Here is a 15002-nt window from a genome sequence, read left to right as displayed (position 1 = left end):
TTCCGGCTATACGTCCGATTCTATAAAATGCCTGTCGTAAAGCTTCCAGTATTTGCGGTAAACCCTGTCCTCGCATCCGTCAAGATTCAGCTGATACATTCTGAAAGTAACCAAGAAATTCTTAGGCTGCCACTGCTCCTCATAAGAATACTGATATTTCATTCCCAGATTTCTCATAACTCCTCCGCTGCGCGGATTGCTGACGTCATGGGTTGCTGTAATATACGGAACAGAATCCTTTTTAAGCTGCTCCACAACCGCCCTTCCCGCTTCCGTAACGATTCCCCTATGCCAGTATTCCCTGCGAAGCGCATAGCCGAAATCAAAGCTGTCGTCGGTATCTGTTTTAATATAGCCGATAGGATAATTATCTTCTTTTAGGCAGACCGCATAATAATAGGCGCTGTCCTTTTTGTATTCGGCTGAGATCCGATCTTCATAAAAGGCTTTCGCTTCTTCCATGCTTTTCAAAGGAAACCAGGGCAGAAACCTGTTTACTTCCTCATCCCTGAGCAGAAGATAGAGCGCTTCAATATCTTCTTTAGTAAATTTTCTCAATATCAGTCTTTCCGTTTTCAGCTCAGGCGTATTCATATCCGATTCCTCCGTAAAATATTCCTCTGAGTCAGGTTTCTTACTCACAGTCATAAGCAGACAGGACAAGAGGTAAGCGCATTGATCCCTGAGGCACAGGCACTATCGGTGCGCCTTGTCCTTTTCGGCTTTTGTTTCCTGCAAATAGCTTGCCATAAGCTTATCAGGCGGCGCCTCATACTGAGGCGCGTTCATAAACGCCGCGCAGAGCGAGCTTGCTTTCTGAAGCCTGTCCGCCGCGGGAGCAAGTATTACGTTTTCACTGCCGGCAAAATACGTTTTCTTGATCTCGGCGCAGTGATCTCCCGTAAGCATGATTTTCTCCGACGTGTCAAGCGCCGCGAAAAACTCCTCCTCGCCGGCAACCCTGTCCTCCGCAAGACGGACAAGCTTTCCTCTGTCGGAAAAATAATCTCCGGCATAAACCACCTTGGGACGAGCCTTCATAACGGGAATTATACGCCCCTGAAACGCCAGACAGTTATAGGCAAGAGCTTCAAGCGTGGAAATTCCGGCGCACCTTATACCCGGCGCTCCCATGCATATTCCCTTTACCGCCGCGATTCCGATCCTCAGACCCGTATACGAGCCGGGACCGTTCGCGACCGCAATACCGTCAATATCCTTCCAGCCTAGTTCACAGCCGCTCATTACCTCCTTTACCATAGGCAGAATGACCTGCGAATGGGTAAGCTTGGTGTAGAGAATTTTCTCGCATAGAATCTTATCACCGCTCATAACGGCACAGGACGCGACCTTTCCCGACGTGTCAATTCCCAATATCGTCAAAACGCTCATCTCCGGCAATAATAAATTTTCTAGTATTTTCGTCTATCCTCTGTATCTCGATAACCACCGGATTCTCCGGCAGGGCGCTTTCAATGTTCTCGCTCCACTCAACTGCAAGCACCGCGTCCTCGTCCATATAATCATAAAAGCCAGTGGTTTCCAGATCCGCGTATGAGGTTATCCTGTACATATCAAAATGACACAGCGACGTCCCCTTGCCCCGGTATTCGTTCACTAGCGCAAAGGTAGGCGAGGTCACCTCGTCCCCCAGACCCATTCCTATGGATATTCCTCTGGTAATAGTAGTCTTTCCCGCGCCCAGTCCGCCTTTAAACGCAACGCAGTCGCCGCCTCTGAGCCGCGAGCCTATTTTTTCCCCGAGCTTTATTGTTTCCTCGGGAGAAGCCGTAATAATTTCAATAGAGTTTTTCATACTTTCCTCTTTATCAGGCAGGTTAAAAACCTACAGCTTTATTTTATAAAGCCCGTGCCTGTTGCAGTAAGCAAAGACAGCGCACGAACCGCGCATTTTAAATCTCGCCCCGGGATTCTGCTCCGGGTACAGCTTTACAATGCAGACGTCTGAATCGGTAACGCAGGCGATGAATGAAATATAATGATCCTTTTCCATGGGGTGTTCAAGGGTTATATAATGCTCATATTCGATCTGCTCGGCTGAAATAAAATGACTGCTGTCCCGCTCCTCCGGCTCCAGAGGAGGAAGGGTTATACCGCAGCAGGAAAAGGAGCCTTCTCCGCAGGAAAATATTATATTTCCGCACATAGGACATACATAAAATCTGCCCTTAAGCATATTAGCGGATCTGTTTGAGTTTTCCGACCATTCCCCCGCGAGCAGCTCCGCTACGGAAACCTGAAGCTCACGGGCAAGCGGCTCTATCATGGTTATATCCGGCAGTCCCCTGCCTGTCTCCCATTTTGAAACGGTCTTGTCGCTTACCATAAGCCTTTGGGCAAGCTGCTTTTGCGTAAGGCTCTTTCTTTCCCTCAGGTCTTTTATCGTTTTTCCTGAAATGTAATTCATAACGCGCTCTCCTTAAAACATTGTATTTTAAGTATATGGCATTACCGTGATTTTTTCAACCTACGCTCCGCAGAGTCAGGACTCTTTGTTCATAAAGTAATAGTTAAGCAGCAGATCCACCATTCTTCCGTAAGACTTCTTTCCGTCCTCCACGCCGTTAAGCCGCAGGGAAGCCTCCATCGCCTTATCTGAAACCTCAGCCACTGTCTTGCTTGAAATAAGACCTTCGTCGCTTTCCTGAACCGACTGCCAGTATCCCGAGTTGCCGTTAATATCGGCAATTACTCCTGCGTCAAGCTTTGAATATGCCTTAGCCTCCGTTTCGTCGCCGCAGTTTTCACTTATCTGACCCAAAACATATTTAAGCGCGTTAAGATAGCCGCTGTACCTGTATTCAATATTATCGCTCCGCGAGCAGGCGAGAAACGCGATAAAGCTGGCTTCATCCTCCAGTATAAAGCCTTTTGTATGCGCAAGCTCATGGCAGACGGTATCAGGAAGATTTGAAGCGTACATTTCATCGTTGTAATTTGCCTCCATAGTAAAAGGAAAATATATCCCCATCAGATACTGCTGGCTCATAAAATAAGAATACATTACCGGCTTCGGAGTTACATAATAGCCGGAAAGCCCTGAATAGTCCTCTCCCAGCTTTTTCATCGCCTTCTCAGCGGTTTCGTCAAGATCGGCGGTCAGAACAAAGCTGCCGTTTTCATCTCTCTGAACCCGCGCCGACAGTTCGTTGGTCTGCTCGGTAAGATAATCGCAAAGCTCTGTAAGCTGAGCGGCGGTGTACTTCTCCTGAGGAATACCGTAGGTCTGCGCAAAAGCTGAGCAATGATAAAGAATAAAGCAGTTAAGCGTTTCCGTAACCGCTATAAAGGCGATTATCCACAGATATGTAAAAGCGTATATCCTACCGATCCTCCTTCTCTTTCCCTTTTTCGCTATCAGCAGCACGGCCAGCAGAATGAGAGAAGCCGGTATTCCTATGACCGCCGCCCATATAAGTATTTCTCCGAAGGAAAAGGGGAAAAGGGAGGTAAAACGCCCGTAGGTATTGGTCCATACAGGGAAAATATATGCTCTGTACCAATCGCAGAACGACGTCGAAATCCATGCTGTCACATTAAGAACTATACATAAAGCAAAAAGTCCCAATAATATCCATGTCGGTTTTTTTACTGATTTTATGGATTTCATTTCTGACCGTTTTCCCGTCGGGAAAAACGCTCCTCCTTTCAATATTCTGACCGCCTGATTTTATTTCCGTCCCAAAGCAGACGGCTCTGTATAAAAACAACGCCTTGCAGTTAATAATGTACCATAAACACGCGCTTTTGTCAAGGAAACCGCCGATGTCGGCACGCTTTTCGGCAAAGCCGACCTGAACGAAACCAAGCGGTCACGCTCCGTCCCCTGCCAAGCCGAACATCTGCTGCAGGAACGATCCGCAACCGCTCTATTTATCAATATATCAGCTTCCGGCAATACATCGGACAAAGTATGCAAAGCCGCCGCTTATTAGATTAAAGCAGCTCCGGCGGTTTATCCTCCTCTGTCCGAATACCGCGCTTAAAACAGCCCGTAAATGTTTCCGTCGTTGTCAACGTCGATCCTGTTGGCGGCAGGAACCTTAGGCAGACCGGGCATTGTCATGATATCGCCTGTGTAAGCCACCACAAAGCCCGCTCCCGACGACAGCTTCAGATCCCTTACGGTAATACTGAAATTCTCAGGTCTGCCCAGCTTTGCAGGATCGTCCGACAGCGAATACTGAGTCTTTGCAACGCATACCGGTATATCTCCGAAGCCCAGCTCCTCGATCTGAGCAATGGCCTTTTCAGCCTGAGCGGTGTAAACCACTCCGTCGGCGCGGTAGATCTCTCCTGCCAGAATATCGAGCTTTTCCTTTATCGGCAGCTTCTCGTCGTAAATCGGCTTGAAATCCGCCGCACAGCGTTCAATGGTATCGCAGACCTTTTCGGCAAGCTCCGTTCCGCCTTCGCCGCCCTTTGCGAAAATTTCCGCAAGCGAAAACTCTACGCCCATTTCACGGCAGGTTTCCTCGATCACGGCGATCTCCGCCTCCGTATCCGACTGGAAACGGTTTATTGCTACTACTACCGGAACTCCGAACTTGCGCATATTTTCAATATGGGTCCTAAGATTGACTATACCCTTTCTCAGCGCTCCGACGTTTTCCTCTGTAAGCTCGTTTCTGGCAGCTCCGCCGTTGTATTTAAGCGCCCTTATCGTAGCGACAAGCACTACGCAGCTTGGCTTTAATCCGGCAAAACGGCACTTTATATCAAAGAATTTTTCCGCTCCCAGATCCGAACCGAAGCCCGCTTCGGTTATGCAGTAATCCGCCAGCTTCAGTCCCAGCTTTGTCGCCCGTACTGAATTACAGCCGTGAGCAATATTCGCAAACGGACCGCCGTGCATTATCGCGGGAGTATTTTCAAGCGTCTGAACCAGATTAGGCTTCAGAGCGTCCTTGAGCAGAGCCGCCATTGCGCCGCAGCCGTTCAGCTCCTTTGCGTAAACAGGCTTGTTGTCATAGGTATATCCCACAAGTATTCTTTCAAGTCTTGCCTTCAGATCGGACAGATCGGAGGCAAGGCACAGAATCGCCATGATCTCCGACGCAACGGTAATCTGGAAGCCGTCCTCACGGGGAATACCGTTTACCTTAGAGCCTAAGCCGATGACTATATTTCTCAGCGATCTGTCGTTCATATCAAGACAGCGCTTGAACAAAATTCTCCTCGGGTCTATATTGAGAGGATTGCCCTGCTGCATAGAATTATCTATAAGCGCGCAGAGAAGATTATTTGCGGCAGTAATAGCGTGCATATCCCCCGTAAAGTGAAGATTGATATCCTCCATAGGAACCACCTGAGCGTAGCCTCCTCCGGCGGCGCCTCCCTTGATACCGAAAACAGGTCCCAGCGACGGCTCTCTCAACGCAAGGATCGCCTTTTTGCCGATCTTCGCCATAGACTGTGCAAGCCCTACGGAAACGGTCGTCTTGCCCTCTCCCGCCGGAGTGGGGTTGATAGCGGTCACAAGTATAAGCTTTCCGTCCTCTTTATCCTTCAGCTTGGTAAACAGCTCTTCGGAAAGCTTTGCCTTGTAATGACCGTAGGATTCCAGATAGTCCTCGGAAATCCCCAGCTCAGCGGCAATCTCCGTTATTTTCTTCATTTTCGCCTGCTTTGCGATCTCAATATCTGACAGCATTTAAGAACACCCTTTCAAAAATTACTCATATATATAACAGCATAATCCATGTGCTTTTTATTATATCACATTTCCGGTCTTTTTTCCAGTGGATTTTATAAATTTTTACCGCTGCGCTTGTTAAACCAAATGCGATAATTTACAAATATATAATGAAAATAGGATTTTTATGAGTTATAATTAGTTTGTAGCTTATCGGTCCGGAGGTATTTTCCGGTTTATAAAGACTGTACCTGACGATTTTCAGCGGTACTGTCTTGAATAATTTATTAAGGTGGTAAGAAATAATGGGAGGATTTTTCGGTGCGGTTACAAAGAGCCGCTGCGGCTGTGCGGATAACACAGATTCTTCAAACTGCGTATACGACGTTTTTTACGGGACGGATTACCATTCTCACCTGGGAACAAGGCGCGCCGGTATGGTAATGTACGGCGAAAAGGGCTTTGACAGAGCGATTCACAATATAGAAAACTCGCCGTTCAGAACTAAATTTGCCGACGATGTAAACTCTATGAGCGGAACGATGGGAATAGGCTGTATTTCCGATTACGAGCCTCAGCCCCTGATGGTTCGCTCGCATCTCGGCACCTACGCCATTACTACTGTAGGAAAGATAAACAATACTGACGAGCTTCTTGATCTTGTGTATAAAAACGGCCACACTCACTTTCTGGAAATGAGCGGAGGGGAGGTCAACGCTACCGAGCTGATCGCCGCCGTTATAAACCAAAAGGATTCGATCGTGGAGGGAATACGCTACGTTCAGGAAATTGTCAACGGCTCAATGACACTGCTGCTTATGACAAGCAAGGGTATTTACGCCGCAAGGGACAAGCTTGGAAGAACTCCCGTAGCCCTCGGACAGAAGGATACCGGCTGGTGTATATCCTTCGAGTCCTTCGCGTACCTGAATCTGGGTTATACTCATCTGAGAGAGCTCGGACCCGCCGAGATAGTCTTTGTTTCTCCTGAGGGAGTTGAAACCGTATCAAAGCCGCAGAAGAAAATGAAAATCTGTTCGTTTTTATGGGTCTATTACGGCTATCCATGCTCCTCCTATGAGGGAGTAAGCGTTGAGCAGATGAGATATAACTGCGGCGCTATGCTGGCGCAAAGGGATAACGTTTCCCCCGATCTCGTCGCCGGAGTTCCCGACTCCGGAACGGCTCATGCCATCGGTTATTCCAATTATTCAAAAATACCTTTCGCCCGTCCGTTTATAAAGTATACTCCTACCTGGCCGCGTTCCTTTATGCCGCCTAATCAGTCGCAGCGAAACCGCATTGCAAAAATGAAGCTTATACCTGTGGATTCGCTTATAAAGGACAAAAGCCTGCTGCTTATAGACGATTCCATAGTAAGAGGAACACAGCTGAGAGAAACCACCGAATTTCTCTATAACAGCGGAGCAAGGGAGGTACATATCCGTCCCGCCTGTCCGCCGCTGCTTTTCGGCTGCAAATATCTCAATTTCTCCCGTTCCTCCTCTGAGATGGACCTTATCGCAAAGCGCGTTATTGCCAGACGCGAGGGAGAAAACGTTTCTCAGGAGGTACTGATGGACTACGCCGATCCGAACAGCCGCAACTATCAGGAAATGCTTGAGGATATAAGAAAAGAACTGAATTTCACCAGCCTGCGCTATCACCGTCTTGACGATATGATAAAGTCAATTGGAATAGACCCGGACTGTCTGTGTACCTACTGCTGGAACGGAAAGGAATAGCTCTGATTTACGCCGCGGACTGCCTGATTCGGCAAAACAAGATATAAAAAGGACGATCTGCGGTCGTCCTTTTTTATTGCTGTCCCGTCAATAGGCAGGAGGGCTGCCCGCTTCAAGTCAGAACGCGCTTGAGCTCCGTTTCAGCATGATCATCAACCTTGACAAAAACGGGGTTTGCATATATAATATTTATATGTATATTTGAAGCGCTGAACGCTGAAAAAGGAATGATTTTATATAATGAATAACGGTAACAATAACGGCGATAAAAAGGACTCTTTAAGATCCGGAAATATCATGGGCGTCGCCGCTATAATAGTTGTAGGCGTTTTTGTCCTGTGCGTTATATTCGTGCTTGCCAAGGGCTTGTTCAAAAGCAATTCGTCAACGGTTCCGGACGGGCTTTATACGGGAACGGTTTCACCTGAAGCGTCGGCGGCTCAGACGGAAGTATCCGCCGAATCAAAGAATGCTTCCGAGGCCGGAGCTCAGAATAGCGACTCCCAAGCCGATTCTCAGTCAGAAGCAGATACTTCCGAGGCTTCCGAAAGCTCCGAAAGCACAGACGACAGCAGTATTGCCGAGGCTTCTGAGGAAAAAGCCTATATCACCGAATACGCTTATCTGCGTACCGAGCCGAATAAGGACGCGGAGCAGATAGTCTGTATGTCGCCTAATATAGAGGTAACGGTGCTGGAAAGGGATATTGACGGTTACTGCCTCATCACCTTCATGAATATTGACGGTCAGCTGACGGGATATGTTTACGAGGGTTATCTGTCGGATACTCCGATATATTAAACGCCGCCGGATCGTCTCCGGTCAGGGCATATTCTTAAAATTACTGCAATAAAACGGGCGGATCACTGCGCCCGTTATTTTTTAACTCGGAGCAAAGCCCGATGTAAGCTTGGCTTTTCATCGGCTGCGACGGGGCAGCCTCACCGCAGTAGCTTTAGCTCCGTAGGCGTTCAGCGGGGGCATCGGTGAATAGTTTATAAAGAGGACAGCCCTCAGCGACCGTTCGGAAATCCGCCGGACAGTCATCGCCGGGTAATGTCTTGATACTGATATAAAAACGGGTGGTAGATTTGGGACAGTTGCAGGAAAGAACAGTCACGCTTGAAAACGGTCAGCGGCTTTCGTATACACTTGACCGCGGCAAACGTAAAAATTTATACATATGCATTAAAGAGGGCAGGGTTCTGGTAAAGTTGCCGGAGCATTGCGAAGCAGCCCGAGCTGAGGAGTTTCTCAGGCTGAAATCCGGCTGGATAATAAAAAATCTTCAGAAGCCCCGCACCTTAGACGCAGGCTTTACCGGCTTCGGCGAGGGGGACAGTATTTTTCTGGCAGGACGGCGTTTTTTTATTTCCCTTGTGCGCAGCGACAGGTATTTCAAGCCTTTTTTTGAAAACGATACGCTTAAAATATCTGTGAATAACGGATATACCGAGGACTATGTAAAAGCTCAGGCGGAACGTGCCGCCGAAGAAAAAGCGACGGAAATTATCCTTGAAAGAGTCGGATATCTGACTTCGGCAACCGGACTTTATCCGGCAAGCGTCTGCGTAAAGCGTCTGAAAAGCAGCTGGGGAAGATGCTCCTCCGACAGAAAAATATCTATTAATTTAAATACCGCTTATCTGGATATGGAGTGCATAGATTATGTTATCATTCATGAGCTTTGTCATCTCGTCCACATGAATCACAGCAGGGATTTCTGGAATCTGGTCGGACGGTACTGCCCTGAATGGAAAAGGATAAGGGAAAAAATGAGAAAATAATTGCCTTAAACTGAATAAACCGCTTTGGGTCAGTCAATCATTACATCAGCGGACAGACAAGGTTACAATTTGTAATATACCGCTTCAGCTTCGGATTTACGAACAATGGAAATCAAACTCCCTGTTTATGGGGGCTCTTTGTGCGAAATGGCTAAAAGCATTTGTGCAAAACGCAGAAGAGGTTCAAAAGCTGTTGCCATTTTGTAACCTTTGTGATATTATTATTTTAGTTTCCGCTGTATATGCAACAGCAAATGCTGATGAAAGGATGACCTGAGATGACGACACCGCTGAAAAGAATACCGGCTTTTATCTGCGCCTTATGCATGATACTTACCCTGCTTGCCGATTTAGGTACTACGAAGGCTCTCGCCTATGACGAGCAGACGGTTGAGATAACCAAGGACGGACAGGTCGTCGATACGTTTCAGGGCGTAGACGCGGAATATGTTACCTACACAAGCAATACCGGCTATTACTGCTGCGCAGGCTATGTATCAAGGTTTTATTCAGAGATATACGGCGTAACGGTTTACAATATAAATATGGTGGACGACAAACCGTCGGTTTCAATGTACGGTCACAGCGCGGAGCTTAAAGCCGTAAAAAATCCTCTGCCGGGGGATATTATGCAGAATAAGGACTACAGTCATGTCGCTGTCGTCAAGGAAGTAAACGGCAGCGAGGTTACGCTAATAGAGCAGAACTACAAATGGACAGACTATGCAACCGGAAAGCTCGTTACCAGAATAAACAGAAAATGCACCGTCTCTGAAAACTATTACTACAGGCTTTATATCGACGGCGAGGAGCAGAAGCTTGACCAGTCCGCCCCCTCGATATCCGGCGCCAAGGCTTCAAAAATATCGGCAGACGGATATACCGTTTCCGCCAACGTTACCGATAATACCGAGGTTTCTTATGTAAAGTTCGGAACATACCCCAAATCCAAGGGCAAAAGCGCCTTAAAATGGAGTACGGTTTACAATCCGTCCAGATATGTTTCTTCCGCCGTAAAAACCTCAGATTTCGGAGATCTTGACGATACCTACGTTACAATAATCAGAGCGTACGATAAATACGGAAATATGTCTTCAAAGACGCTCAGCGCCTATATCGACACCACGCCGCCTAAAATATCCAACGTAAAAATATCGGGAATAACCGCCAAGGGCTATACCGTTACCTGCACGGTTTCTGACAGCTCGGGAATAGAAAACGTTAAATTTCCTACCTGGACCGCAAAGAATTCAACGGACGATCTTGAAAGCGGCTGGGCATCGGGAACGGCTTACGACGGAGCTGTAAACGGATCAAAGGCTTCGTTCTATGTAAGCACAGCGGATCACAACAACGAAACAGGCGAATATACTACCCGTATATACGCCTACGATACATACGGAAACAAATCCCGCAAAACAGTAACAGTCAAAATCTCTCCGGCGACGGGAATTTCTCTGAACGTTCAGAGCATTACAATTGAAAAGGGACAAAGCGCCAGACTTGAGCACACCCTTAAAGGGTCCGATGTGACGGACGAGGTAACCTGGTCGTCAAGCAATAAAAACACCGCCTCCGTATCGGGCGGAAATGTGGTAGGTAAGAACGCCGGCACCGCGACTATAACGGCTGAAACCTCCGGCGGCAAAACGGCAAAATGCAGCGTAACGGTAACCGAGGATATTGCTGATATGACCTTTGAGAAAATTGACGATCAGTATTATACCGGAAGCGCTTTGAAGCCTGAAATAACTGTTAAAAACGGCAGCAGAAAGCTGGTTAAGGGCATAGACTATACCGCGGTTTATTCAGCTAACGTAAAGACAGGAACCGCCCAGGTGACCGTAAAGGGCAAGGGTCTTTACAGCGGAACCAAAAAGCTTACCTTTAAAATCTGTCCGTCACAGCTTAAAAACGCAAAGGTTTCAAAGACCGGAGGAAATTACATAAGCCTTACCTGGAGCAAATACAACGGAGCAAGCGGCTATTACGTCTATAGATACGACCCTTACGCAAAGACATATAAAAGAATAGCGGACGTTAAAACAAATTCCTACAAGGATTCAAAGCTTGCCTCCTGCGCGTCCTACAAATACAAGGTAAGAGCCTATTACAGCAAGGATAAAACCGTATATTACGGCAAGGCTACAGAAGCTATAAGCGCCGTTACAAATCCGCTTAAAACCAAGGCTTCAGCTGTAAGCTCCGGCAGCGGCATAAAGGTAAAATGGAATATGCAGAAAAATTCGTCCGGATATCAGATATATATTTCCAAAACCGGCAAGGACGGTTCTTTCTCTCTGGCAAAAACAATAACCGAGCCTGCGGCGGTTTCGCAGAAAATATCCTCCTATTCAGGCTGGAATTACATAAAAGTAAGAGCTTTTAAAAATGTCGGAGGCAAAAGGCAGTACGGAATATGCTCCGACGTAATAAAAATCAGGGTATGAAGCCTGTATAATGATCCGTTAATAAAAATACCGCGCCGCCCCTTTTCGGGAGCGGCGCGGTATCGCGTTTTTTAGCGGGTCTTTCCTCTATGGCTTTTCACTGTTCTGACCGTGCATGGCTTCCTCGGCCATTACCTGCTCTTCGGTCTGGGCGGGAAGATAGGTAAGCGGCTTTTTGCCCTGGCTGTGCTTGTCGCTCTTTTTTACGGGAGCAAGCTTTGCCTCAAACCAGAAGGTAGAGCCCTTTCCTTCCTCCGACTGTACTCCGAAAGCAAAGCCGTGCCTTTTCAGTATCTCCTTGCAGATCGAAAGTCCGAGTCCCGTACCAATAACGTCGCGCTTATACTTTGAATCGCGGTAATAACGGTCGAATATCAGCGGCAGCAGCTCCTTTGAAATTCCCCTGCCGTTGTCGATTATCTCTATTCTTACGCAGGAAGGCTTGTTGACCTGCTTTATGCGTATACGTTTGTCGTCGCCGCTGTAATTTACAGCATTGTTTATAAAATTGTACAGAACCTGATCCAGCTTTTCAATATCGGCTCTTATGATCCTGTCCTCATCTTCAATAAACTGAATGTCGTAGCCGTCGTTTTCTATCAGCAGAGTATAGCGGGTAAGCACGTCGCGTATCTTCTCATGCACCGAAAAATCAGACAGCTCAAGCTCCGTATTTCCGCTTTCAAGCTTGGACAGCTCAAGAATATTGTTTACAAGGCTGGAAAGCCTGTCCGCCTCGTCTATAATGATCTGAACGTGCTCGTTCCGCTTCTGCGGATTGTCTCCCGACAGATCCCTTATCATTTCCGCATATGCCTTCACCATGGTAAGCGGCGTTCTCAGATCGTGAGATATGTTGGCAATAAGGTCTTTTCTCAGGTCGGAAACCTTCTGAATCTCGTTCTTTGCATTGTCAAGCACCTTGGAAAGCTCTTCGATCTCCTTGTAGCCTCCCGCTTTGAATTCAACCGAATAATCTCCGGCGCCGAATTTCTTGGCGGTCTTTGTTATTTCAACTATCGGACGGGAAAGCCTTTTGGAAATATACATCGTAACGATAAACGCAAGCTCAAAAAGAATTATTGTAATATAGATAAGCTGCTCCCTGATTATATTGACCGTCGAATCAATAGGCGCGACCGAGCTTTCAATAAAAAGATACAGCGGAGCTTCCGAGCCTTCGCTCTGTATATCGGTACAGAAAAATATTTCCTTGCTTTTGAAATGCTCGTTCTGATGGATCTTGGTGATATATTTTTCACCGGAGCTGTTATATTCATTTTTCAGCTTAAACAGAAACATTCCGAAATTGTTCTGCAGGTCGTTGCTGAAATATGAAAAGCTTCCGATATTGTTTTCCAGCAGCTCCACGTTTCCAAAATCGTCGAGGACGACTACGCACAGGCTGTTGTCAAACGCAAGCTGCCTTGAAATATCCTGAATATCATCGCTGTCATAATTGCGTACTATCCTTACAGCCGCCTTCTGAACGTCCCTTATTTTGGCGGATTCGTAATAGCTGTCAAGGAAATAATACTGAAACAGCCAGATAAGCACCAGAATAAATACGGTAAAGAATATAAAATACATCCATACATACGAACGCAGCGAACGTTTCCCCTCGATCGCAAGCTTTCTGGCCTTTACCTTTTCTTTGATTTCACTGAATTTTTTCAAACTTATAGCCCATTCCTCTCAGCGTAACGATCAGATTGCGGTAAGGACCCAGACTGTTCCTGAGCATTTTTATGTGAGTATCGACCGTCCTGTCGTCGCCGTAAAAATCAAAGCCCCACACCTCTTCCAGAAGCTTTTCTCTCGAAAGCGCGATATTCATATTCTTAACCAGATAGAAAAGCAGGTCGTATTCCTTAGGCGTCATTGAAACGCGCTCTCCGTCAATAGTCACCTCTCTGGCGGTAAAATTAATGCAAAGCCCCTTGTAGGTAATAACGTCCTCGGTTCTCTGCGACGCCTTCACCCTGTTCATAACGGCGCGCACTCTAGCCATCAGCTCCTTGGGAGAAAAGGGCTTGACAACGTAATCGTCCACTCCGATCTCAAAGCCGAAGAGCTTGTCGTATTCCTCGCCTCTCGCGGAAAGCATAATCACCGGAATTTCCTTTATCTTTTTTATTTCCTTGCAGGCGGAATAGCCGTCCAGCTTAGGCATCATAATATCCATTATGATAATATCAAAATCCTCTTTTTTCACTCTGTCAACGGCGTCCATTCCGTCCTCAGACTGAACCACCTCAAAGCCGTTGAACTCGGCATATTCCCTGATAATTTCCCGTATCCTCGGTTCGTCGTCTACAACCAGCATTCTCGGCATATTAAAACCTCCTCATATTCAGGCAATACCTTTCTGACCCGGTCAGACGGCTTCGCGCAGTATCGCCTTGCTTTCATATTCGTTTTCTATATAATAACTTTATTATGTGTAGATATTGTGAAAATTTGCGGAATTTTCAGGACAGCACAGAATTTAGCCGTCCTGCGCCTTTTCCTTTCGGTAATTATTGTAGCACAGCGTTTTGCCGGTGTCAAGGCAAAACTGCGACATATGTCAAAAAATCATCTTGACATACGAGCCTAAAAGTGATACTATATTTTTGTGAAGAACAGATAAAAAGAAAGGATGGTCGCTTATGACAGAAAATAAAAGGGAAGCTCCGGCTCAGGATATGACCAAAAGATATACCCTGGGCGAAGAGATTTTTAATTCCGTTTCTCACGGAACCGGAGGACTGCTGGCGATTGCGGGAACCGTTGTGCTTATCGTTTTCGCGGCGATATATTCCAACGCGTGGGGCGTTGTCAGCTCGGCAGTTTACGGCGCAAGCATGATAATTCTTTATACGATGTCAACGCTGTATCACGCTATTACAAACCGCAAGGCCAAAAAGTTTTTCAGAATAATGGACCATAACACCATTTTTCTGCTTATAGCGGGAACCTATACGCCGATAACCCTTGTTCCGCTGAGAGGTTCGCTTGGCTGGGCGCTTTTCGGCGTTGTGTGGGGCGCGGCAATACTGGGGATCGTGCTTAATTCGATAAACCTTGAAAAATTCAGTAAACCGTCGCTTGTCTGCTATATAGCAATGGGCTGGGTCATTGTATTTGCGGTAAAGCCGATGATCGAAGCTGTCGATAAAATCCCGCTGATCTTTCTCTTGGTGGGCGGAATTTTTTACACGGTAGGAATTATATTTTACGCCTTAAAGAAAATAAAATACTTTCATTCGATATGGCATCTTTTTACTATAGGAGGAACCGTCTTTCACTATTTTGCAATTCTCCTGATAATAATGAACGACTAAATGAAATTAACCGGATACTTTCCTCAAATGACGGAAAG

13 protein-coding genes are annotated in these 15002 nt (G+C 46.7%); 5 read left to right on the top strand and 8 right to left on the bottom strand.

Going from position 1 to position 15002, the window contains the following annotated elements; translation table 11 throughout:
• Window positions 1-6 precede the first annotated feature (6 nt).
• The 6 genes from EIH25_RS08335 to EIH25_RS08310 form a co-directional block, all read right to left on the bottom strand.
• Window positions 7-594, bottom strand: coding sequence for a GNAT family N-acetyltransferase (locus tag EIH25_RS08335; RefSeq protein ID WP_124100550.1), 588 nt, complete (start codon window positions 592-594; stop codon window positions 7-9).
• Window positions 595-696: 102 nt separating this feature from the next.
• Window positions 697-1383: a tRNA (adenosine(37)-N6)-threonylcarbamoyltransferase complex dimerization subunit type 1 TsaB gene (gene tsaB, locus EIH25_RS08330; RefSeq protein ID WP_124100548.1), complete on the bottom strand. Its 687-nt coding sequence runs from the start codon at window positions 1381-1383 to the stop codon at window positions 697-699.
• The gene (tsaE, locus tag EIH25_RS08325; RefSeq protein WP_206425697.1) at window positions 1364-1816 is read right to left on the bottom strand and encodes a tRNA (adenosine(37)-N6)-threonylcarbamoyltransferase complex ATPase subunit type 1 TsaE; all 453 of its coding nucleotides are present in this window, start codon (window positions 1814-1816) and stop codon (window positions 1364-1366) included. The genes tsaB and tsaE overlap by 20 nt, the downstream gene beginning before the upstream one ends.
• Before the next feature lie 30 nt (window positions 1817-1846).
• Window positions 1847-2428, bottom strand: a complete 582-nt coding sequence (locus EIH25_RS08320; RefSeq protein WP_124100546.1) for a helix-turn-helix domain-containing protein — start codon at window positions 2426-2428, stop codon at window positions 1847-1849.
• A 75-nt stretch (window positions 2429-2503) separates the two neighbouring features.
• Window positions 2504-3673, bottom strand: a complete 1170-nt coding sequence (locus EIH25_RS08315; protein WP_124100544.1) for a DUF3810 domain-containing protein — start codon at window positions 3671-3673, stop codon at window positions 2504-2506.
• 330 nt (window positions 3674-4003) lie between these two features.
• The gene (locus EIH25_RS08310; protein ID WP_124100542.1) at window positions 4004-5674 is read right to left on the bottom strand and encodes a formate--tetrahydrofolate ligase; all 1671 of its coding nucleotides are present in this window, start codon (window positions 5672-5674) and stop codon (window positions 4004-4006) included.
• Between the two features lie 287 nt (window positions 5675-5961).
• On the opposite strand from EIH25_RS08310, the gene EIH25_RS08305 reads away from it, so the two are divergent.
• From EIH25_RS08305 to EIH25_RS08290, 4 genes are all read left to right on the top strand, one after another.
• On the top strand, window positions 5962-7401 hold the full coding sequence (locus EIH25_RS08305; protein WP_124100540.1) for an amidophosphoribosyltransferase: 1440 nt from the start codon (window positions 5962-5964) through the stop codon (window positions 7399-7401).
• Window positions 7402-7641: 240 nt separating this feature from the next.
• Window positions 7642-8202 (top strand): SH3 domain-containing protein, encoded by a 561-nt coding sequence (locus tag EIH25_RS08300; protein ID WP_124100538.1) that lies wholly within the window; start codon window positions 7642-7644, stop codon window positions 8200-8202.
• Window positions 8203-8492: 290 nt separating this feature from the next.
• On the top strand, window positions 8493-9188 hold the full coding sequence (locus EIH25_RS08295; protein ID WP_164489196.1) for a SprT family zinc-dependent metalloprotease: 696 nt from the start codon (window positions 8493-8495) through the stop codon (window positions 9186-9188).
• A 278-nt stretch (window positions 9189-9466) separates the two neighbouring features.
• Window positions 9467-11638, top strand: a complete 2172-nt coding sequence (locus EIH25_RS08290) for a GBS Bsp-like repeat-containing protein (RefSeq protein ID WP_124100533.1) — start codon at window positions 9467-9469, stop codon at window positions 11636-11638.
• A gap of 87 nt (window positions 11639-11725) precedes the next feature.
• Here the strand turns inward: EIH25_RS08290 and EIH25_RS08285 are convergent, their stop codons facing one another.
• A complete protein-coding gene (locus EIH25_RS08285) occupies window positions 11726-13315 on the bottom strand; it encodes a HAMP domain-containing sensor histidine kinase (protein WP_243113124.1) in 1590 nt (529 codons plus the stop codon).
• Window positions 13299-13973 carry a response regulator transcription factor gene (locus EIH25_RS08280; protein ID WP_124100532.1) on the bottom strand — a complete coding sequence of 225 codons (675 nt, stop codon included), beginning with the start codon at window positions 13971-13973 and terminating at the stop codon, window positions 13299-13301. Before EIH25_RS08280 ends, EIH25_RS08285 begins: the two co-directional genes overlap by 17 nt.
• 316 nt (window positions 13974-14289) lie before the next feature.
• Between EIH25_RS08280 and EIH25_RS08275 the strand changes: the two genes are divergently transcribed.
• A complete protein-coding gene (locus EIH25_RS08275; RefSeq protein WP_206425696.1) occupies window positions 14290-14964 on the top strand; it encodes a hemolysin III family protein in 675 nt (224 codons plus the stop codon).
• Window positions 14965-15002: the final 38 nt, after the last annotated feature.

Source organism: Ruminococcus sp. Marseille-P6503, assembly GCF_900604945.1.
GTDB lineage: Bacteria > Bacillota > Clostridia > Oscillospirales > Ruminococcaceae > FB2012.
This window is presented reverse-complemented; position numbering and strand designations above follow the sequence as displayed.